Source organism: Sphingobacterium paludis (assembly GCF_004364125.1).
GTDB lineage: Bacteria > Bacteroidota > Bacteroidia > Sphingobacteriales > Sphingobacteriaceae > Sphingobacterium > Sphingobacterium paludis.
This window is the reverse complement of record NZ_SNZV01000014.1, coordinates 25036-47450: the sequence shown is the minus strand read 5'-3', so window position 1 is coordinate 47450 and position 22415 is coordinate 25036. Positions and strand designations below refer to the sequence as shown.

Sequence of the window (22415 nt, the reverse complement as noted above, 5' to 3'; positions counted from 1 at the left end):
GGGAGTTTTAACTTTACGGATACAGGTGTCTATAGGCAATGCCGCCTTTTTATTCCTACACTAACCTAGCGGCATTTAGTCGTAAAGAATTTAAAATGACCGATACCGAGCTTAAGCTCATGGCGGCCGCCGCCAGCATGGGCGACATAAGCAGGTCGAAAGGCACGTACAGCAAGCCTGCTGCAATTGGAATTCCAATCACGTTGTATAAAAAAGCGAAAGTTAAGTTTTGCTTGACGTTGCTTATCATTTTTCGACTAAGCATAATGGCCTTCGTGATCCCTTTTAAATCCCCCTTGATTAACGTTACTTCAGCGCTATGAATGGCTATATCGCTACCTGTTCCCATGGCAATTCCAATATCGGCCTGCATCAGTGCAGGGGCATCGTTGATACCGTCGCCGGCCATGACGACGACGTGCCCCTGGTCTTGTAGCGCTTTAATCGCATTTAATTTATCTGCGGGCAGCATGTTTGCGGTCACGGCAGCTATGCCGGCTTGCTTAGCAATACGGTTGCCGGTACGCTCATTATCACCCGTAAACATATGTATGTTGATACCCCGCTCTTTTATCTGCGCAACGGCGTCCACGCTACTTGACTTGATCGCATCTTCGATCGCGATAACTCCAGCAAGCTTACCATCAATCGCCAGTAGCGATAAACTGTTGGCCTGCTCTTGGAATGCAGCGAGTCCTTTTTGTGCAAGGTCAGCGATGTCTACTTGATTTTCATCCATCAGCTTGCGTGTGCCAAGCAACACGTTCATGTGAAATATCTTCCCAGACACCCCTTTACCGATCAGGCTCTCAAAACTGGTCACATCCAGTAAGGTTAAGGCTTTTTCACGAGCGCTATTCACCATAGCCTGCGCTAATGGATGTGCGCTCACTTTATTTACGGAGGCAGCGATCTGCAAAATATCATCGGGTTTAAAGTGTTGTGGGTTGAAAGATTCTACAGCAGAAACCTTAGGCTTGCCCTCGGTGATGGTGCCTGTTTTATCCAATACCAAGGTGTCCACGCGTTGAAGACGTTCAAATGTTTCCGCATTTTTGAGAAGGATACCGTTTTTAGCACCCTTGCCGACTGCTACCATTACCGACATCGGTGTGGCTAAGCCTAGTGCACACGGACAGGCAACAATTAAAACAGCAAGCATATTGTTAAACGCAAAGGCGAAATCTGGCTCGTCGCCCACCATAGACCAGGTTAAAAAAGTTCCTATAGCGATTAGGATGACAATGGGAACAAAGATACGGGATACTTTGTCCGTAAGCTTTTGAATAGGGGCTTGGCTGCGGCTTGCTTCATTTACCAGTTGAATAATTTGTGATAAAACGGTGGTATTGCCTACGTGGCTCGCCCTCATCTGAAAGCTGTGGTTTCCATTCATTGTGCCTCCGATCACCTTATCGCCAACTGTTTTCTCCACATGCATGGGTTCGCCGGTTATCATGGACTCGTCAACGCTGCTGCTGCCTGTGATTACTTCGCCATCGATAGGTATTTTATCGCCGGGGCGAACTTGCAGTAGGTTACCAACCTGTATCTCCGCTACAGGAATTTTTCGCTGATCGTTTCCTTCGATTAAAATAGCTTCTGCAGGCGCCAAACGAATCAGCTCTTTAATGGCGGAACTGGTTTTCGCATGGGCCTTGGCCTCCATGAGCTGTCCAAGAAGCACGAGTGTAAGGATCACACATACCGATTCGAAATATAGCGGCAGATGCTGCGTGTGGCTGTGGTCGTGCGTCACCACAGCCGGGAACAATAGGGCTATGAAGCTATACACAAAAGCAGCGCCAGCTCCTAGGCCGATTAAGCTGAACATATTTAACCGCCAGGTTTTAAAGGACAGCCATGCACGTTCGAAAAACATCCAGCAGGTATAACCAACGATGGGGAGCGTGAGTACGAATTGTATCCAACCATGTATGTTCGCCGGAATCAGCTTGCTTATGGGAGCGCCAGGTAGCATATCACCCATAGCCAGAATAAAAACCGGTATGGTAAAGGCGATACTGATCCAAAATTTGCGCTGCATAGCCGTGTACACTGGATCCTTCGCTTCTGCCATATGATTGGCTACGAGATCCATACCGCAGATGGGGCAACTGCCCGGATGATCTTGCACAACGTCGGAATGCATGGGGCACCGATATTCCACCTGCATCGTCATGTCTGGAATTTTCTCTAAGTTCATTCCACAGACAGGACAAGATCCGACGTCATCGTACACTTTCTCGCCCTCACAATGCATCGGGCAGTAAAACTTCCCGGCTTGAGATGTATCATGCTGCTGTGCGGTGTGCCGTGCCCCCGCATGATGGGCATGCTTATCTATAGATTCTACGGGCACCAAAAACATGTTGCATACCGGGCATCGCCCTTTTTCCGCATAGGTTTTTTCATGTCCTTCGCAAAACATCGGGCAAACATAGGTATGGCTCGGCGAATCTCCGATGGGAGCCTCCTTGATTTGTTGATCAGAATCTAATGAAGCGATATGGTAATGCGACAAAGGGTCGAGTTGTTGTTGAAAATCGTCTAGGGTATAGTCCTTATCGCTTTCGATATCCACCAAACCCTTTTCTAGATGTACCACGGCATGTACGCCGCGCAGTGCATTAAGCTGCTGCTGAACCATCTTCTGACAACCACTACAGGTCATCCCTAAAATTTTATATTGTTTTTTCATGGGTTTCTATATTTTATTCCAAACGATTGTTAAGAATTCACGCTCCACCTGATCACCGTTTTTACTCAGCACGATCTCGCGACCCTGTATAGTCGACTCGAAAGCAAGCAGGTGAGGATCTGCAAAGCGCAATACCTCTTCTTCGTCGTAGAGCCTAAAGCCATACGCGGTAAAGGGCAGGGTTTTCATAAAGCTTTTTTTAGCAAACGTCAAGGTTAACTTACCGTTTGGCTGTAAAAGTTCGCTTATTTGTGCGATAAATGTTGTTGGATCTGGTATAAAGTAAATGGTGTTTACCGAAAGAATGCCTGAAAACGAAGCTGGCGAATAGGGAAATTCCTGTCCGTCATAAAGCCTAAAATCTGCTCGGCCAGCAGTTATACTGGCTTGGTTTACTTGCGTAGCGAGTTGGTGCATGCTGCCCGAGATTTCGAGTCCAGCATACTGTACATCCGGGTGTTGATCAAGAAATGATTTTACGTGGCTTGCGCTGCCATGCCCAATCTCCAGTACATAATCTCCTGCCTTTACCGACAAAGCATCCAGCGCCTGCAGGGTCATGGTATAGTTTGTTTCCTCCATCATCTTGGCTAAGCGAGAACCTGCTTCGCCGTTCGGATGGGCCAGCTGTGCTGCTAGCTGCCTTAGCTCATCTGTTGTTGCCATGTTTATCTATCGTTTTCGCTAAACAAATTTCGGCAAATCAAATGAATGAGGTGTTATATAATTCTCGTTATGTTTTATATGATTCGAGGTGCAGCTTCTGCCGGTCTTAATATGCGTCAGAGCTGGTCAAGTTCTTGGCGGTATTGTTTTGTTGATTTTTTGAAGGCGGAGGGTGTCTGTCCTGTTATTTTTTTGAACTGGCTGCTAAGATGCGCTACGCTGCTATAGTTTAATTTGAATGCGATCTCATTTAAGGTGAGCTCATTGTAGCTAAGCAGCTCCTTGACGCGCTCGATTTTCTGCTTGATGAAATACTTCTCGATGGTGTAGGATTCGTGCTGGCTGAACAGGCTGCTGAGCGTCGCGTAATCTTTGTGCAGGCGCGTGGAGAGATAGGCCGATAGATTCTGGTCTATGGCGTTATCACCCGCATGCACCAGCTCTATGATTAATGTTTTTATGCGTTCGATATCCTTTAACTTGCTATCGGTCAGTAGGCTAAATCCCATTATTTCCAGCTGTTGTTCGAGCCCTTCCTGGCGTTTTGCATCCAAGCTTTGATCCGCAATCTCGACAGAACCCAAATCTACACGAAGCACCTGCAGACCCGCCCGTTGAAACTCGCCCTCAACAACCATTTTACAGCGTGCGCAAACCATATTTTTAATGAAAAATTTCATGTACCGTGATTGATATAGGATAAATTTACGGAAAAAATAGCCGAAAACGGAATGTAACAATGTCGATGTCTACCGCCGACATATGTTTTCCATAAAAAAAATATTAGTTATCTTGGTCTATACTAATTCGTAAACCATACAGTAATAATGGATTTTGATAATTTCTCTTCTGAGATACGAGTCGGCGCCATCGGAATTAAAGGAATGGGCTGGAATAATCTGCAAGCGATGCTGAAAATCAAGGGCGTGCGCTGCACAGCGATTTGTGATATTGATGAAAACGTGTTGCAAAGCAGAGCTGCGGAGCTAGGCTCAAAGGGTATCAAGCCGACGTTATATAAAGACTACACGAAATTGCTGCGCGCCAAAAACGTAGATGTGGTTATGATTGCTACCCCCGATCACTGGCACTGTCTGCAGGCAGTGGATGCCATGGCTGCGGGAAAAGATGTTTATGTCGAGAAGCCACTGGCAAACTCAATTGTAGAGTGCGAAGCGGTGGTTAACGCCAATAAGAAATACAAGCGTATCGTTCAGGTAGGGCAGTGGCAACGTAGCCAGAAGCATTTTCAAGATGCGGTGTCTTTTGTGCACAGCGGGCAACTCGGTAAAATCAGGACCGTGAAAGCTTGGGCTTACCTAGGCTGGAAAAAGCGGGTGGAGGTTAAGCCCGATGCCGATGTTCCGCCCGGGGTTGATTATTTGCTTTGGCAGGGACCTGCACAGCGACACGCGTTTAATCCAAATCGATTTCATTACGATTTTCGCTGGTACTGGGATTATGCAGGTGGTTTGATGACAGATTGGGGCGTACATCTTTTAGACTACGCGTTATTAGGCATGCAGGTACATAGTCCAAAATCGATCATGGCAACAGGTGGAAAGTTTGCCTATCCTGATGATGCGGGTGATACGCCAGATACACTGACGGCGGTATACGAATTTGACGGTTTTAACATCATTTGGGAGCATGCTACCAGTATTAGCAACGGCCCTTATAGTCGGGAACACGGTATAGCCTTTATCGGTGATCATGGCACATTGGTTTTAGATCGGGGCGGATGGGAGGTCATTCCGGAAAAAGGAAAGATGGAGGGGGTGCCGCTTCAAAAACGGGTGGACGATGGTTTGGATTTACATATGGTAAATTTTATCACAGCAGTAAGGCAACGAAATCCATCCCTGATATTGGCGCCTTTGGAAGATGCTGCGCACATTGCCAAGCTATCCCATATGGGCAATATTGCTTACCGGACCGGAGAGAAGTTAATATGGAGCGAGGCGCAGAAGCATTTTGCACAGCAAGACGCAAATACGTATTTAACGGCACACTATCAAAACGGCTATCATCTTCCAATAATCTAATATTTACCCTCTTTCAGCATCAGTGATATGAAAAGAAAAGACTTTATTCGCCAAGCATCTGTTCTTGCTGCTTCGAGCTTCTTCGTCAAGGCAAATGCTTTTTCGCAACCTGCGAAACCCCTACGTGTCGGCCTAATCGGGGTAAACGGCATGGGCTGGTCCAATCTGAATGCTATGCTCAATGTACCCGGTGTCGTGTGTACGGCGTTATGTGATGTAGACGAGCGTGTGTTGGATAAGCGTATTCAAGAACTATCAAAAAGGAACATAGCCGTCAAACGGTTTATTGACCACCAAGATTTGTTAAAAAATGATGTAGTAGACGCGGTGATTGTCGCTACGCCTGATCATTGGCACTGTTTGCAAATGGTCGAAGCGGTGAAAGCGGGCAAACACGTTTACGTAGAAAAACCCCTTGGCAACTCTATCAAAGAGTGTGAGGTGATGCTTGCCGCCGCTTCGAAATACAAGAAGATGGTGCAGGTAGGGCAGTGGCAACGTAGCCAACAGCATTTCAAAGACGCTATTGCGTATGTGCAAAGTGGAAAATTAGGTAAGATCCGGTTAGTGAAGGCTTGGGCCTACCAAGGCTGGATGAAGAGCATCCCTGTAAAACCGGATACGGATGTGCCAACGGGTGTGCATTATGATAGATGGCTCGGTCCGGCTAAAAAGCGCCCGTTCAACGCCAACCGCTTTCATTTTGAGTTTAGATGGTTTTGGGATTATGCCGGCGGGTTAATGACAGACTGGGGCGTACATATGCTTGATTATGCGTTGATGGGCATGAAGGTGTCTGATCCAAAATCGATTATGGCAGCAGGCGGTAAGTTTGCGTATCCGGAAGATGCCGCGGAAACTCCAGATACGTTGACGACCGTCTTCGAATTTGATAATTTCAATATACAATGGGAACACGCCAACGGTATTGACTTGGGACCATATGACAGAAATCATGGTGTTGCCTTTATCGGTAATAACGGTACATTAGTGCTCAATCGTCAGGGGTGGGAAGTGATTCCCGAGAAGGGCAGGATGGAAGCCATACCGCTACAGAAATCTGTGGATAACGGATTGCAAAAGCATATGGAGAATTTCGTGGAAGCTATCCGTAAGAACGATAAGACATTATTACAGGCGCCCGTTGAGGCTGGTGCGCATATAGCAACGTTCGCTCAAATGGGGAATATAGCCTATAAAACAGGGAAAAAGCTGTATTGGGATCGCCAAAAGCGAAACTTTACGGATCCAGAGGCTAATAAATTTTTAGCGGCTTCCTATCAAAATGGTTATACATTACCCCAATCTTGACACGATTCGCTAATGCGAAACGCATAAGATTCTCTTCCTAGGTTTCTGGCATGTCGTTGCTATGTCACATCACTAGCAGTTGGCGCTATGCTTGGAAAATTCGTAAATTTGTGTTATATTTGTATCACACCTCACTACACAGCAGCTTCCTTGCTTCGCGAAAGCATCGGAATTACCGTACCTGGGAAAAAACAATAATTTATTTAATATTTAAATCACTGAATGGGAAAAAGCCAGATTACATTTAACAAAAAAGAACGAGTAAAGAAACAACAGCTTAAAAAGCAGCATAAGCAAGAGCGACGTGAAATGCATAAGTTGGATAACGATAAGGGCAAAGCTTTAGAAGATATGTTTGCCTATGTGGATGAATTCGGTAATATATCCAATTCACCGCCAGAGAAGAAGTACGAATTCAAAGAGACAGATCTACAGAGACCGGTAGAGGTTGATGAATATCAGTACGGAAAAGTATCTTACTACAATGAGCAAGGTCGCTACGGATTTATCCGGGATAACCTGACAGGCCAAACAGTATACTTCAATGATTTACTAGCTGGTAAGGTTTTGCAACTCAATCAACGAGTTAAATATAAATCTGTTCGCACCAAGCAGGGAAACCAAATCTCTGAGGTGTCTGTACAAGCATAATTGTTTAATATTTCATATAAGGCGGACATATAGCATATGTGCCGCTTTTTTTGCATGTATAGGTTGCGCTGTGCCGCAGGATTTTTAGCCTGCTGTCCGGGCTCCGCATGCTGAACCGCTTCTCGGCCTCGATCTATCCTTTTAAACAAAGCTCTTTTTTATAGCGGTGGATAGTTTATCACTATGGCAACGTTCGGTCGATCCAATGTATGGCAAGTGACCTACGCCGATTTGTTCAGCATTAAAATATAAATCCAAGACCTGTTTCTACGATATTTTTTACCGGCCTCGGATCCAAGTTCGATTGGTTCTTCCGACGCTGGTAATTCGCCTTGATCACGATGTTTTCTTTCGTGTTGAAGTTTGCACCCATCGTGAAAATTTTCATATTTCCCTCTGTCCGCGGCAAACTTACCAATTCCTGATGTACACGTTGGTGGGTATTTAGTCGTTCATATCGCGAGAAAAGGCTGAATTTCATATCATGATTATCATACAAAAAGGTTTTCTTGTGGGGCCTCATCCTGCTGCTTTTTCGGATGTAGGGTAGTATATCACAACCTAATTCAAACAGATAGCCATAGGTTTGCTTACCAAGCACTTGACCATTTTCGCCGGTTTCGTCTTTCGTTAATTCGTACAATTTTTCCGTATCGCCTAGACTGCCGTAAGTACCCACTGTTACAAAACGGAAGTTACGCCAATCGTATTTCGCGTAGGCCGTGCTCAGCGTTATTTTTGCTTTTACCTCGTCGGCACGGCCGTCGATTTGAACCCTATTTCCCTGTCCGGAATTGCCGTAATATCCTGATGCGAAAAGGGTTAAATTTTCGATGCCGTGATAGTTGATCTGTGGATTTATAGATACCGACTGCGGTACTCCAAACCGTATTTCCCGCCCCTGCCTGATCCAACTTCCGCTTAGATAGTTTTGCGCATTCAAGCCTTGGGATACACCGATCGCATAACTCCATTCCTTTGATAAATTCCCATACAACATGGTGCCGAACTCTATCCATGTGGATGGCGTTATTAGCCTTTCCACTTCGGATCGATTGACGGAATAGAACATCACGGGTTCATCGTTGTTGTTCACGTAGCCAATGGTTAGGGGGTAGAAGCCCACACGTGCCTTGAGATAATCTTTAAAAAGATAATCTACAAAGGCTTCAAAAACTAACTCTTGATGACTTTCTTGATTTTTAAAATGCAAAAATTCAACTTGGAGCTCGGAATTCCAAATCCATTTGTCACTAAGCTTGTAGCCAAAAAATACCGCTTGTCGATACAGCCCTGAATAATAGAGTTCAAGGTCGCCAACAGTGTTGTCTACATGCTGTTGTATGGGGACATAATTATACTCGCCAAAACCACTAACCGACCAGCGTTTGTCGGAGAAGAAAATTTTGGATGCAGCCAAGGCCAGCCCCGGCTGCTGCTTCAGTTTAGGCTTGTTAACGAGGAGGCTGTCCTGTGCTGTTTGCAGCGTATCCGTCTCGCTTTGCGCAGAGACTATTCCGAAATTAAATATCGATATAATTGTAACTATTAATCTTCTTTTCATGCTTGCTCTGGATGTATTTTCCACTTTTTCGAGCTGCGAAGATAAGTATTTACAAATTATTATATCTCCTACGAAACCCGATATGCTTGCCGTGCAAGTAATTTCCATTCCTTGCCAACTTTGACCCAGGTAAGCATAATACCTAATTTTATATCAGCCATGCCTTTGCCTGGATCATCTGTTTTGGCGCTCAAGACATGACGAACAATAGCGGTATTATCGTGTATAGTGATTTGCTGGTTCGACAGTTCAATGGTCTTGAATACCGAAGCGCCGGATACAAAAGCATGGATGAATTCTTGCTTATTCTCAATCTTACCGCTAGAATGACCATAAGACAGTTCCGCTGCGGCCAATGCAGATAGCGTTTTTTCATCAGGTTTAAGCATGGCCTGTCTGAGATTTTCTACCGCCACTTCCACAGTTGCTTTCGATGGCTGTTTTTGTGCAAATAGTGTATACACGCCTAGGATAGATAATGCAAAGAGGGCCGCTAATTTTTTCTTAAACATAGGATTGGGTTTTAAGTTTATGTAGACCGAAAATAGTAAATGGCCGGCATTCTTCCAATAAATATACCATAAAATGCCGATCATTTAGCTCGCTACGTTAGATAATAGGGTCAAACACGTGCGGACTCTGTCGGCTTAGCAGTCGCCCGTATCAAGGAAAATACGTGATAGCATGGGTTAAATACTTGATTTCGGATGGCGGAAGCTGTAATTCCTCCTATTTCATCTTAAAAAAGCGCCTTTTATTGTGAAATATCAGGAGCAAAGTATAGGGCTTAGCACAAGAGAACGGACGGAGCTGTATGGAATACACTCATATTCAAGCATAACATACGAGCCAATTTTGATACGCCGTGATTGAGGCCTGTAAAACTTGAAACTCCCTTATCAGAATAGGGTTTTACAGTATTATTCAGTAACTTTACGAGCCCCGAAAATAGGATAGTTTGGATTGATTTTTGATGCACGAGTGCGTGCGCGATGACAAGACCATTGATGCAACTATTGACTGATTAGAGGTTTAGATGTTTATGCGAATAATACAAAACTTTTATTTTATAGATAGAGAAACCATCGGTAAGGTTGGTTTCTAGATAATACAATATAGATGATTCTAATAGTCGATGACAAGCCTGAAAATATATACTCGCTGAAAAAGCTTTTGGAGGCTAAAGATTTTCCGGTTGATACGGCATTATCAGGAGAAGAGGCCCTGAAAAAGGTGCTGCGTCATGATTATGCCCTGATAATACTGGATGTACAAATGCCGGGAATCGATGGGTTCGAGGTTGCAGAGACCTTGTCGGGCTTCAGTAAAACAAAAGATATTCCCATTATCTTTCTATCTGCCGTGAACACGGATAAAAAGTTTATTACGAAGGGCTACGCGTCCGGGGGTATAGATTATGTTACGAAACCCGTAGATCCAGATATCTTGATCTTGAAAGTAAAGACCTTCTATCGTCTTTACGAGCAGACCATGGCCTTGAACGAAACCCAACGCGTCTTACGTAGTGAAATAGAAACCCGAAAGCAAGCGCAGGCCGAGCTGAAAGAACGGGTTGACTACCTCCATCTTATACTCGAGTCGTTGCCCCAAATTGCTTTCACAGCCAACCATGACGGTAAGATTGATTTTGTAAACAACAAGTGGTTTCGCTATTCCCATCATTCTACAATTTTTCCGCAAACAGCACCTGACGACAAATCCATACAGGATGCTTGGTTGCTGGCGATGATGACTAACAGCGCGCTGGAAATGGAGGTTCGTATCAAAGAAATCGATGCAGATAGTTTCCGCTCGCACCTCTTGCGTGTCATTCCCATCAAAGAACAAAGTAAATTATCGCGTTGGGTTGGAACCTTTACCGATATTGAAGATAGAAAGCAGGTAGAGAAAAAGAAAGATGAGTTCTTGAGTATTGCCAGCCACGAACTAAAGACGCCCTTGACAAGCATCAAAGCCTACACCCAGTTGTTAGGGCGTACGATCGTCGACGTTCAAGAACATCCAGCGAATAAATATATAGATAAAGTGCAAGTTCAGGTATCGAAGCTGAATAGCTTGATAACAGACCTATTGGATATATCAAAGATCGAAAACGGAAAGCTAAAAATGAATGTGAAGCCATTCAATTTTGAAGAGCTGCTTAGCAGTGTGATCGATACCATTTGTCATACCCATGATAAATGTCCTCGTATTGATCGTGTGGGCGATTTGTTGGATTTGGTCGTGTTAGGGGATGAAATCCGGATCGAGCAAGTGATTATCAATTATTTGACGAATGCTATTAAATATGCTCCTAACAGCGAACGTGTCATTATCAAAACGAGTAACGATTCCGCCAATATAAAAGTGGAGGTGCAGGACTTTGGTATTGGCATTCCGGTGCACAAGCAAACAAATATCTTCAATAAATTTTATCGTGTTGAAGAATCTTCCGTGAAATTTCAAGGCTTAGGTATCGGCCTTTATATCTGTTCGGAAATTATCCGGCAGCATCACGGAACTTTCGGTTTGGAGAGTGAAGTAGGAAAGGGATCGACGTTTTATTTTACTATACCACTAAATTAACCACTATGCCTAGAAAATTTTTGCGAAACCTGCAGGTTGGTTTCGGAATTTCGCTCGTTATCCTGTTAGCGAGTTCAACAGCTTCGTATATTAGTATCAAACAGCAGGTGGCTAGCCGGGAGCGCGTAGACCATACCCGTCGCACGATTGCTGCCGCAAATAGCATCCTAAGCGATCTGCAAAACGCAGAAACGGGGCAACGAGGCTACCAACTAACGGGGCGAGAGGTTTTTCTTGAACCTTACACACAAAGTTTGGAAGCTCTGCCCAATTCGCTGGCGAGAGCTAAGCAATTGACGCAGGATAATCAGCTTCAGGTAAAGCGATTAGATACGTTGACATCCGTTCTCGATTCGCGAACGAAGATCTTGACAGATCTCGTCGCAAGAAAACGGATAGGTCAAGATGTTACGGTGAGACAATTGGAAGAAGGGAAGCGTTACATGGACAGTTGTCGGTCCACCATTAGCCGTTTCATACAGCATGAAGAGATGTTGCTCCAAAACAGAAGATCGTCGTTGGATGTATCCTCTACCTACACGGCGATTTTTATTATAACGGCGGCGCTGATATCGTTGATTATTACGATTGTTTTCTATTTACGAATCCGGGAAGATTTCAAGAAAAGAGAAGAGCTGCAAAACACCCTGCGAAGAAAGGACGAAGAGATCTCAAGGCGCTTAAACCTGATCCAGAAAATTGCTTACAACGTCGCACATGGCGATTATTCCACGCGCGTGGAAGATACAGAGAAAGACGATCTAGGCAGCCTCGCTGTATCCCTGAATGATATGACGGATGCATTAAAAACATCCTTTGACCGATTAAATCATAATGAGTGGCGACAATCTGGCTTGGCGACGTTAAACGAACAACTCATGGGGAACAAAACGCAAGAGGTTATAGCGAGCGATGCCCTGCAGCATATGGTCAACTACGGCGGTTGTTTAAATGGGGCGCTGTATACTTTTGAAGGAGAAGGCCTCACCTTACAAGCTTCGTATGGATTGGAACAATCGATGAAGGCATTTTATGCCCCTGGCGAAGGCATGGTCGGGCAAGTGTTTTTGGATGAGCGGAAGAAAGTATTTGATAATATAGGCGACAGCAGTGCCTATGTTGTCAGTTTTGCGAGTGGTCTCCTTCAAGTACAGAGCATCATTGTCCTGCCGATCATGCTGGAGCGGAGATGTATTGGCGTTATAGAGTTGGGATCAATTACAAATCTGGAAAAACGCACGATCGATTTCTTCGAGGAGGCCACAAACAATGTCGCCTTAGCTATCTTTGCAGCAAGGAGCCGCCGTCAAGTACAAACATTACTGGAAGAAACACAAGCCCAAGCCGAAGAGCTCCAAACCCAACACGGCGAACTGGAGAATTTAAACACGGAACTCGAAGCGCAGACGCAGAAATTACAGGCCTCCGAAGAAGAATTACGGGTTCAGCAGGAAGAGTTATTACAATCCAATCAAGAACTGGAAGAACGATCGAAGCTATTGGAGGAGAAAAATCAACTGATAGCAGATCGCAATATCGAGATACAGCACAAGGCAGAAGAATTGGCGTTGAGCACAAAATACAAGTCGGAATTTTTAGCCAATATGTCGCACGAATTACGTACGCCGTTAAACTCCATATTGCTACTTTCGCGGCTCATGTCTGAAAATACAGACGATAATCTGAATGAAGAGCAGATTGAATCAGCAAAGGTCATACAAAGTTCCGGAACCAGTTTATTGAGCCTGATTGATGAAATACTGGATCTTTCCAAGATTGAAGCTGGGAAAATGGATCTCGAATATGCACCTGTACATGTGGAAGATGTGGTGCGCGAACTAAAAAATCTGTTTACCCCATTGGTTAATGAAAAGTCACTGGAGTTTGCTATTGACGTATCGCCGACAGCAAGTCTGGCTATAGAGACGGACAGGCTTCGCTTGGATCAGGTCTTACGAAATTTGTTATCCAATGCGATTAAGTTTACCAGCCAAGGGCGCGTCACGCTTGCTATTCAGGATTATGAAAAGGACAATAACTTCATGGAATTTTCGGTAATCGACACGGGCATAGGTATTGCGGATGACAAACAATTGGTTATTTTCGAGGCCTTTCAGCAGGCTGATGGATCCACGCGGCGAAAATTTGGGGGTACCGGTTTAGGGCTTTCCATAAGTAGGGAAATAGCGCGCTTGTTGGGTGGCGAGATCCGTTTATCGAGCAAAGAGAATGAAGGGAGTACGTTCACCTTTCTTGTTCCCAAAAAAAGAGGAATGAAAGCGATTAAACCCGTCTCCGATGAACTAATTGACATCATCGCTTCGGATATTGAAGAAATCAACCATTTGCTCGAAGAGTCCGATAGTACCTTTACGATTGATGAGATACCGGATGACGTTGACGATGATCGCCATGATATTGTCGCTGGCGACCGTGTGATCCTGATTGTGGAAGACGATACAAATTTTGCCAAGGCGTTGTTACGATACACGCGTCAACAAAACTATAAAGGTATCGTTATTGTCCGCGGCGATCTTGCTGCTGAAGCGGCACTAAAATATAAGCCGTTGGCTGTGTTGCTGGATATACAACTTCCAGTTAAGGACGGTTGGCAGGTTATGGATGAAATTAAAGGAAATCCAGCTACGCGCCATATTCCCGTGCATATCATGTCGTCCATGCAAGTAAAAAAAGAAAGCCTGTTAAAAGGGGCTATTGATTTTATCAACAAACCGATTGCCCTCGAGCAAATTGGAAATATGTTCAAACGTATTGAACATGCTTTGCGTGTACATCCTAAGAAAGTGTTGATCGTGGAAGAGAATCCAAAACATGCAATGGCTTTATCCTATTTCTTAAGTAGCTTCGACATTTCGTCGGAGATTAAGGATAACGTGGACGACAGTGTCAAGGCCCTGTCTTCCGATGATGTAAATTGCGTGATCTTGGATATGGGCGTGCCGGACAGGACAGGCTACGAAACACTGGAAGCGATCAAGAAAAATGAAGGGTTAGAAAACCTGCCAATTATAATATTTACGGGCAAGAACCTTTCGCAAGCGGAGGAACTTCGCATCAAGCAATATGCTGACTCCATCGTTATAAAAACTGCCCACTCTTATCAGCGCATATTGGACGAGGTAGGGCTCTTCCTGCATTTGGTCGAAGAAAAGAACACAGAGCCGGTTCGGAAGTCTACGAATAAATTAGGGTCACTGAATGAGGTGCTTAATGGAAAAACAGTATTGATTGCAGACGATGATGTGCGAAATATATTCTCGCTGACGAAAGCATTGGAGAAGTATCAGATGAAAGTGGTCTCGGCCATAGATGGTAAAGAAGCATTGACACAATTGCAAAACAATCCGGAGGTTTCGATTGTACTTATGGATATGATGATGCCGGAGATGGATGGCTATGAAACGATTAAGTTGATACGCGACATCCCGCAATACGCTCGCTTACCGATTATGGCGGTAACCGCTAAAGCGATGACGGGCGATCGCGAGCGCTGTATCTTGGCAGGAGCTTCTGACTATATATCCAAGCCCGTAGACACGGATCAATTGCTTTCTTTGCTACGCGTTTGGTTGTATGAAAATTAACATTAGCAACGAAGAAATGAAAGATCTAGTGTTAATAATCGATGACGATCCGCGCAATATTTTCGCATTACGCTTGGCATTAAAATCCCGCGGCTACCGAACCGTAGATGCGTCATCAGTGAAGGAGGGCTTATCGCTCATAGAACAGAACGAAAACATTCGGGTGGTCTTGATGGACATGATGATGCCCGAGATTGATGGCTATGAAGCTATTAGGCTCTTACATCAGGATAATCGGTATGCTGATTTACCCGTTATTGCTGTCACCGCGCAAGCGATGACGGGCGACCGCGAGAAATGCCTTCAAGCTGGAGCGAAGGAATACATTGCTAAACCGGTGGATATTGATAAATTAATTGCTATACTAGAAAAAGTGCGTTAAATGCTTGAACCCAACGTTATCAAGGACGAAGAACTGGAAATACTGCTCATCGACGTATTTTCCAAATACGGCTATGACTTTACCCAGTACAGCAAAGCATCGCTTAAACGGAGGGTGAATCGAATTTGTGTGATTGATAAATTCACAAGTTTTGCTGAACTTCGTTATAGATTGCTGAATCATCCGGAATACTTGCAACGCTTCGTTGAGGAAATTACGGTCAATGTGACAGAGATGTTTCGCGATCCAACGTTCTTCAAGGCGTTACGGGAGAAAGTTCTTCCGCAGCTAGGTACCTATCCTTTTATCCGAATATGGCTTGCAGGATGCTCGACGGGCGAAGAAGCATATTCGATGGCTATATTGCTCAAAGAAGCGAATCTGTACAAACGCTCGCTGATCTATGCGACGGACATTAATCCAGGCGTTTTGGAAAAGGCAAGTAAAGGCATCTTTCCGATTTCGCAAATGAAGCAATATTCGGAAAGCTACATTCTTTCAGGCGGAACAGAAGATTTTTCATCGTATTATATGGCCAACTATGATATGGCTAAGTTTGATAAGCAGTTAAGCGAACGCATTATATTTTCTACGCACAACTTGGTGTCCGACAGCTCTTTTAATGAGTTTCAATTGGTCATTTGTAGAAATGTATTGATCTACTTTGATAAAGATTTGCAAAACCAAGTATTTAAGCTGTTCGACGAGAGTTTGGATAACCTAGGCTTTTTAGCGTTAGGATCCAAAGAAACTATTCGTTTTTCCAGTTTGGAGAACAGGTATAAACAGTTTGAGGGCGAAAAGATATGGCGTAAAAATATGCAATAAATCACATGATAAGTTTTACAGGAAGAAAAATAGAATTGTTAGTTATTGGAGGGTCTGCCGGAAGCCTTAAGGTGCTCTTGCAGCTCTTGCCGGAGCTACGTACTGATCTTCCGTTTCCCGTTGTGATTGTTTTGCATAGAAAGCCGGATCCGGATTCTGTGTTGGATCTGTTATTAAAAAATTACACACAATTAGACTTGTTGGAAGCTGGGGATAAAATGAGTTTGTGTAAAAACACCGTTTATCTAGCACCACCAGATTATCATCTTCTGTTCGAAAATAAGGAGTTGGTGTCTTTGGATTGTTCCGAGAAGTTAAACTATTCGCGTCCGTCCATTGACGTGTCCTTCCAATCCGCCGCGCAAGTGTTCAAAAAAAATCTTGCAACCATCTTATTGTCTGGTGCAAATGCAGACGGCGTGGAAGGACTGCGCTATGTGAAATCGGAGGAGGGGCTGATTTTTGTGCAAGATCCGTCGACGGCGGAAGTCGAGTATATGCCTCGACAGGCTATCCTCCAAACAAAGGTGGATGCCATCCTTAGACCAGACGAATTCGGACAACTGATAAATAATCTATATTAATGTATTGCTTCCGGGAAGGAACCATTGAAACAACACTATGAAAAATAAAACTATATTAATCTTTGATGATGATGTAAACATCTTGGAAGTTTGCACGATCATTCTTGTGGATGCGGGTTACACCGTCAAAATTTCCGAAACCTCTCATGACATCATCGAAAAGGTAACCGAGATTAAACCTGATATCATCCTGATGGATAACTGGATACCGGAAATTGGCGGTATTGAAGCGACACGCTTGTTGAAACAACATGACGCCTACAAGCACATACCGGTGGTATACATTTCGGCCAATAATGATATACATCTTTTGGCGGAAAAAGCGGGGGCCGATGCCTACTTACCAAAACCCTTTGACATTACGGAGCTGGAGAATACCGTAGAACGGGTTTTGAATGAAGCAGAAGCAAACTAACGGACGCTGATGCGCGCATCACAACGCGAATCGTGTGGCTCGGCTAGCACGTTTCGCCGCTTACCTATTGATAGCGGCATAGGCCTGGCGTGCACATGCGCGCTGGTGTACCAACATGTTTTTACCTTTTAATTTGTTTGACTATTGGAAAGAAAGTTTAACAATAAAGTCGCCGTAGTAACGGGCGGAGATTCCGGTATAGGCCGCGCTATTGCAGAAGCCTATGCTGATGCCGGCGCTACGGTAATCATTACGTATCATAAAGACGAGGCAAAGGCAAATGCCTTTAGCCAGGCGCTACACGAAAAAGATCAAAAGCATGGCGTTTATCAATTGGATGTGGGCGATGAGAATGATGTGCGACTTTTTTTTAAACGTGTAATCAAACAATTTAGCAAGGTGGATATTCTGGTAAACAATGCGGGTATCGGTGGGAGTGATGTTCCTGTGCGCGATATGTTGACCGAGACCTTTGAGCAATGCTTGCGAACCAATCTATATGGCCCATTCTTCTGCTCGCGAGCTTTTCTTCAAGCTTGGAAAGAGAGTCAAGAAAGTGGTAGGATCATCAATATTACGTCTGTTCATGAAGAGGTTCCCTCTCCAGGGAGTGTCGACTATAATACGTCCAAAGGTGCATTAAAAAATTTCAGTGCAAGTCTGGCTCTCGAGCTTGCCTCAACGGGCATCACCGTCAATAACATCGCCCCGGGTATGATTCTTACCGACATGAATAAAGAAGCCCTCCACGATAAAAAAGTTCGCACAGACATGGAAAAACAGATACCAGTTGGAAGAGCAGGCACGGTCGACGATATAAAAGCCGCTGCTGTTTTTTTGGCTAGCGAAGAGAGCGCCTACGTCACCGGCACGACGCTTTTTATCGATGGCGGACTACGCCTAAATATGGGACAGGGCGCATAAGGTAATGGGACAGGGCGCATAAGGTATCGCGCCTTTGCCCGTTACAGCTTTTTATCATCTTCTATCTTCACCCGAATAGGCTCTGTCGAGGGCTGCGCTTCTTTAAATGCTTCGGGCATATCACGGCTACTACCATCACGCACGGCATGGTAATGGGGCGACAGGATCTCAATACCGGCTGCATGAAAGACATCTAAAATATCCTTATACAAATCGGAATAAATAAGCGCTTGCTGATTGGGAAATTTCGTGTATGCATTTAATTGGTAGGATACGTAGAAATCATCCAAACCGGTCTGCAGGACAAAAGGTTCTGGTGTTTTTTCCAGGCGGCTGTTTTTGAGGGCAGCCTCTTTGGCCAGTGCATGCACCTGTTGCCAGGGTACCTCGTAGGCTAAGGTGATGACGACATGTACAATAAGGCCACGATCCTGTGCTTCTGCGCTGTAATTTATCGTGTGGTTACTTAAAATCTGCGCATTTGGAATTGATACGACCTCATTTTTAATGGTCCTGATGCGCGTGACGAGTAGGGATTTCTCGATAATGTCACCAGATACGTCGCCAATTTTAATACGGTCGCCGAGTGCAAAAGATCGCATATAGGTGAGGAGTAAGCCGGCAACAATATTGCCTAATGCGCCCGCTGAACTAAACGTAAACAACACCCCAATAAAAACGGAAATGCCTTTGAAAATCGGTGATTCCGATCCCGGGAGGTAGGGGAAAATAACAACGAGCAAAAATGCAAGCAGGAGCACCCGCAAAATTTGATAGGTGGGTAATGCCCACTCTTTATAAAAGCCGGGAATGGTTAAGTTTTCATTTTGCAATTCCCGGGCAAAAAATTTCAAGAGTTTCAGCAGATAATGGAAAACGACGCAGATAACAAATATGGTAATGAGGTTCGGAACATAAGCGAAGACCGCCAAAGCAACATTGCGCAATGGCGCGAGGAAATAGCCGAGCAAGATAGGCGCGTATCCCTCCGTTTGGGGGAAGAGGTTGAGCAACAAAGGCAGCGCGAGGTATATTGCGCTCAAGACTAAAACCCATCGCAATATCGCGAGGAGCGACCATATAAATTTTATTTGTTTGGACGCGCTGACCAGAACATAACCTCGAATTTTTATGCCGTGAAACAAGCGGCCCTTGCCACGTAATGTTTTTTTTCGGAGGTATACGATCAACTTCCCTATCGAATAAATGATGACAATTAAGCTGAAAAGAATGAGACTGGCAAGGGCTATGGCTTCGAGCATGCGCTTTACGCTGGTTTCTTCGCGATGCTCATCAATCGCCTTTTTTACGCTGGCTTGTTGTGCCTGAAGCAAGTCTTCAGCATCCATATTTGCCCACAATGCATCTTGTTGATTGATACTTAGGATAATCTGGTCTTGCCAAAGTAAAAGCCAGTTCTCCTCATTTTTTTGCAACGTGAGGGAATCTGTGTCAAATTTGATGTTTTCGGCCAGGGCTTTGATGCGATCTGTGATGGCGGCGGCCCTATCGGCAGCGGTATAGCTACCCACGGCGTTGTAAATTCTGAACAGCGTATCTCGAAAGGGAACTACCCCAACACCCTCGTTCAGGTTTCGCAGGGAATCCACTTTTAATTTCCGTCGACTGACGATCAGCGAGTCGCGGCTTTTTAAGAGATTAATTTCTTCGACAAGTTTCTTCTTCTCGTCAAAGTCATTTCGCTGCACTTGTAGAAGCCGATCTTCTAGCCGCAGTCGGTGCAAAGAATCCTCGCGTTGCTGTTTACGCATGGCCTCCAACTCAATCTGTTTTGTATCGATCTGCTGTGATGCGACAGTGGACACTGTATCTTGCGTCGTTTGTCCATAAGCCATCGCGTTAAAGATGCTGGTTAAGATAATGAAGAGAAGGGCGAAACGCGGCATAGTGTGGGTTTTGTACGTTGGAATTCTTCTAATATGTCAAAATATTTTAAATACCACAAGCTTTTAGGCAACCTGCTCGCGAGAAATTTTCAAATGCTGTCAAGCAATGAATAAATTTTGTAGTTTTACGGTTGTATTTGCTACGACATCGTGCAACTTAAAAGATGCGTTATGAAGACAAACGAAAGTATAGCTGATCAAACAGCGCGGTTCATTTCCATGGATGAAGCGTTTGGTGCGCATAACTACCACCCGCTGCCCGTCGTGCTGACGCGGGGGGAGGGGTGCTTTGTTTGGGATGTTGAGGGCAAGCGTTATTTTGACTTTCTTTCCGGCTATTCTGCCGTAAACCAAGGGCACTGTCACCCCAAGATCGTGGATGCACTGATTCGGCAAGCACAGCGGCTTACGCTGACCTCAAGAGCTTTTCATAGCGAACAATTAGCGGAATACACAAAGTATGTTACGTCCTACTTTGGCTATGATAAGGTATTACCGATGAATACGGGGGTGGAGGCTGTGGAAACAGCTGTTAAATTAGCGCGCAAGTGGGGATACAGCAAAAAAAAGGTGCCGGATGGGATGGCAAAAATCATCACCTTGGAGGGCAATTTCCATGGCAGGACAGTCAATGTTATTTCCTTTAGTACAGATGATTCGGCCCGAAAAGGCTTTGGCCCTTTTGTGGATGGTTATACGACTATTCCCTACAACGATCTCCACGCCTTGGAACTAGCTTTGGAAGATCCAAACGTTGTCGGGTTTCTGATTGAGCCCATACAGGGTGAAGCCGGTGTTGTGGTACCCGATGATGGTTACCTTAGCCAAGCCTTTGCCTTATGCAAGAGCAAAAACGTACTGTTTATGGCCGATGAGATTCAGACAGGCCTGTCGCGTACAGGCAGACTATTAGCTTGCGATCACGAGGCCGTAAGGCCGGATGTACTTCTGCTTGGGAAAGCACTCAGTGGCGGCATGCTACCGGTATCTGCGGTATTGGCTGATGATGAGGTGATGCTTAGTATTTCACCGGGCGAGCATGGCTCCACTTACGGTGGAAATCCGCTAGCTTGTGCCGTCGCAATCGCTTCTCTGGACGTATTGAAGGAAGAAAATCTTGCGGAACACGCCGCCCAGTTAGGCAGTTTCTTTCGCAATGAATTGGCAAAAATCAATCATCCAGCTATCAAAACGATTCGAGGAAAGGGGTTGCTCAATGCGCTGGTCATTTCACATCGTGATCCGCAAGCCGCCTATCGCTTGTGTCACGAAATGATGCATCGCGGCTTGTTGGCGAAGCCTACGCACGGCGACAAAATTCGCTTCGCACCGCCGCTTATTATATCGCAAGCGCAGGTCGAAGAGGCGATCGCGATTATTCGGGAAGCTTTTAGCACGCTAGAGTAGCGTCACAATATTTGTTTGAACTTATATATATTCGTAATATAGATGTCTTTTTATGACTTTTATTATACGCAGAGTTGCTTAAATCAGAAAAGATAAATAATTTTAAAACTTAATTCAAAACGAAAACACACTTTTTATGAAAAAGATCGGTTTATCCATGTTCGCTGCCGCGGCTATCATTTTCGCCTCATGTGGCGGAAGCAATTCAAACACGTCTACAACAGGTGAGCAAAGTGTCGCAGAAGCGCAGGGCGATACCTATGCGGTAGACATGAATACCTCTAAAATCAACTGGAAGGCTTTTCACAAAGGAGGGTTTGCACCAAGATGGGGCACGTTGTCTTTGACATCTGGCGAGTTATCCGTTGATGGATCAAACGTTACCGCAGGTGAATTCACCATTGACATGAAGTCGTTGAAGGTAGATTCAGCTTCCGTAACTGAAGCCGATAAAAAATCGTCTGATCTTGAAAACCATCTGAAGAATCCAGATTTCTTTGACGTGGAAAAATTTGCTACTGCAGCCTTCAAGATTACCAAGGTATCTGACTTGGACGCGACCACAGCGAAAGATGCCATCGAAGGTGCCAACAAGACTGTAAGTGGTAATTTAACGTTGCTAGACAGTACGCTAAACATAACCTTCCCAGCCAAAGTCGCTGTAGATGGTGATAAAGTATCTGTCGACGCAAAATTCACGGTTAACCGTGCAGACTGGGGTATCAAATTCGGTACATCTGAAGGTGATCCTGCAGAATGGATGATCAGTAAAGATATCGAAATTGGCATACATGTAGATGCTGCCAAAAAATAATACATAGCGGTTACCCGCAGTATTG

The 22415-nt window shown here is 44.8% G+C and carries 18 protein-coding genes; 12 read left to right on the top strand and 6 right to left on the bottom strand.

Features of this window, described 5'->3' with window-relative positions:
- Positions 1 to 55: 55 nt before the first annotated feature.
- The 3 genes from B0I21_RS19175 to B0I21_RS19165 all read right to left on the bottom strand — a co-directional run bounded on the left by B0I21_RS19175 (position 56) and on the right by B0I21_RS19165 (position 4047).
- On the bottom strand, positions 56 to 2701 hold the full coding sequence (locus B0I21_RS19175) for a heavy metal translocating P-type ATPase (RefSeq protein WP_133642109.1): 2646 nt from the start codon (positions 2699 to 2701) through the stop codon (positions 56 to 58).
- 6 nt (positions 2702 to 2707) lie between these two features.
- Complete coding sequence (locus tag B0I21_RS19170; protein ID WP_133642108.1) at positions 2708 to 3367, bottom strand: class I SAM-dependent methyltransferase; 660 nt, start codon at positions 3365 to 3367, stop codon at positions 2708 to 2710.
- Between the two features lie 116 nt (positions 3368 to 3483).
- Positions 3484 to 4047, bottom strand: a complete 564-nt coding sequence (locus B0I21_RS19165) for a helix-turn-helix domain-containing protein (protein ID WP_133642107.1) — start codon at positions 4045 to 4047, stop codon at positions 3484 to 3486.
- A gap of 147 nt (positions 4048 to 4194) precedes the next feature.
- Here B0I21_RS19165 and B0I21_RS19160 point away from each other — a divergent pair, with 147 nt between their 5' ends.
- From B0I21_RS19160 to B0I21_RS19150, 3 genes are all read left to right on the top strand, one after another.
- Entirely contained in the window at positions 4195 to 5412 is a 1218-nt protein-coding gene (locus tag B0I21_RS19160) for a Gfo/Idh/MocA family protein (protein WP_133642106.1), read from the top strand.
- 27 nt (positions 5413 to 5439) lie between these two features.
- Positions 5440 to 6723 carry a Gfo/Idh/MocA family protein gene (locus B0I21_RS19155; RefSeq protein WP_133642105.1) on the top strand — a complete coding sequence of 428 codons (1284 nt, stop codon included), beginning with the start codon at positions 5440 to 5442 and terminating at the stop codon, positions 6721 to 6723.
- 222 nt (positions 6724 to 6945) lie between these two features.
- Complete coding sequence (locus tag B0I21_RS19150) at positions 6946 to 7374, top strand: cold-shock protein (RefSeq protein ID WP_208292398.1); 429 nt, start codon at positions 6946 to 6948, stop codon at positions 7372 to 7374.
- Between the two features lie 241 nt (positions 7375 to 7615).
- On the opposite strand, the gene B0I21_RS19145 is transcribed toward B0I21_RS19150, so the two are convergent.
- A complete protein-coding gene (locus B0I21_RS19145; RefSeq protein ID WP_133642104.1) occupies positions 7616 to 8938 on the bottom strand; it encodes a porin in 1323 nt (440 codons plus the stop codon).
- Between the two features lie 68 nt (positions 8939 to 9006).
- Positions 9007 to 9450, bottom strand: coding sequence for a nuclear transport factor 2 family protein (locus B0I21_RS19140; RefSeq protein WP_133642103.1), 444 nt, complete (start codon positions 9448 to 9450; stop codon positions 9007 to 9009).
- 607 nt (positions 9451 to 10057) lie between these two features.
- On the opposite strand from B0I21_RS19140, the gene B0I21_RS19135 reads away from it, so the two are divergent.
- The 7 genes from B0I21_RS19135 to B0I21_RS19105 all read left to right on the top strand — a co-directional run bounded on the left by B0I21_RS19135 (position 10058) and on the right by B0I21_RS19105 (position 18262).
- Positions 10058 to 11524 (top strand): ATP-binding response regulator, encoded by a 1467-nt coding sequence (locus B0I21_RS19135; protein WP_133642102.1) that lies wholly within the window; start codon positions 10058 to 10060, stop codon positions 11522 to 11524.
- 5 nt (positions 11525 to 11529) lie between these two features.
- On the top strand, positions 11530 to 15129 hold the full coding sequence (locus tag B0I21_RS19130) for a response regulator (protein WP_133642101.1): 3600 nt from the start codon (positions 11530 to 11532) through the stop codon (positions 15127 to 15129).
- Positions 15119 to 15511: a response regulator gene (locus B0I21_RS19125; RefSeq protein WP_243836272.1), complete on the top strand. Its 393-nt coding sequence runs from the start codon at positions 15119 to 15121 to the stop codon at positions 15509 to 15511. Before B0I21_RS19130 ends, B0I21_RS19125 begins: the two co-directional genes overlap by 11 nt.
- Entirely contained in the window at positions 15512 to 16339 is an 828-nt protein-coding gene (locus B0I21_RS19120; RefSeq protein WP_133642100.1) for a CheR family methyltransferase, read from the top strand.
- Between the two features lie 5 nt (positions 16340 to 16344).
- A complete protein-coding gene (locus B0I21_RS19115; RefSeq protein ID WP_133642099.1) occupies positions 16345 to 16923 on the top strand; it encodes a chemotaxis protein CheB in 579 nt (192 codons plus the stop codon).
- A gap of 37 nt (positions 16924 to 16960) precedes the next feature.
- The gene (locus B0I21_RS19110; protein WP_133642098.1) at positions 16961 to 17338 is read left to right on the top strand and encodes a response regulator; all 378 of its coding nucleotides are present in this window, start codon (positions 16961 to 16963) and stop codon (positions 17336 to 17338) included.
- Between the two features lie 144 nt (positions 17339 to 17482).
- Positions 17483 to 18262 carry an SDR family NAD(P)-dependent oxidoreductase gene (locus B0I21_RS19105; protein WP_133642097.1) on the top strand — a complete coding sequence of 260 codons (780 nt, stop codon included), beginning with the start codon at positions 17483 to 17485 and terminating at the stop codon, positions 18260 to 18262.
- Positions 18263 to 18303: 41 nt separating this feature from the next.
- On the opposite strand, the gene B0I21_RS19100 is transcribed toward B0I21_RS19105, so the two are convergent.
- A complete protein-coding gene (locus B0I21_RS19100; protein WP_133642096.1) occupies positions 18304 to 20169 on the bottom strand; it encodes a mechanosensitive ion channel family protein in 1866 nt (621 codons plus the stop codon).
- Positions 20170 to 20340: 171 nt separating this feature from the next.
- On the opposite strand from B0I21_RS19100, the gene rocD reads away from it, so the two are divergent.
- Together rocD and B0I21_RS19090 are read left to right on the top strand one after the other, a co-directional pair.
- On the top strand, positions 20341 to 21576 hold the full coding sequence (rocD, locus tag B0I21_RS19095) for an ornithine--oxo-acid transaminase (protein WP_133642095.1): 1236 nt from the start codon (positions 20341 to 20343) through the stop codon (positions 21574 to 21576).
- Positions 21577 to 21712: 136 nt separating this feature from the next.
- The gene (locus tag B0I21_RS19090) at positions 21713 to 22390 is read left to right on the top strand and encodes a YceI family protein (protein WP_133642094.1); all 678 of its coding nucleotides are present in this window, start codon (positions 21713 to 21715) and stop codon (positions 22388 to 22390) included.
- The last annotated feature ends 25 nt before the right edge of the window (positions 22391 to 22415 follow it).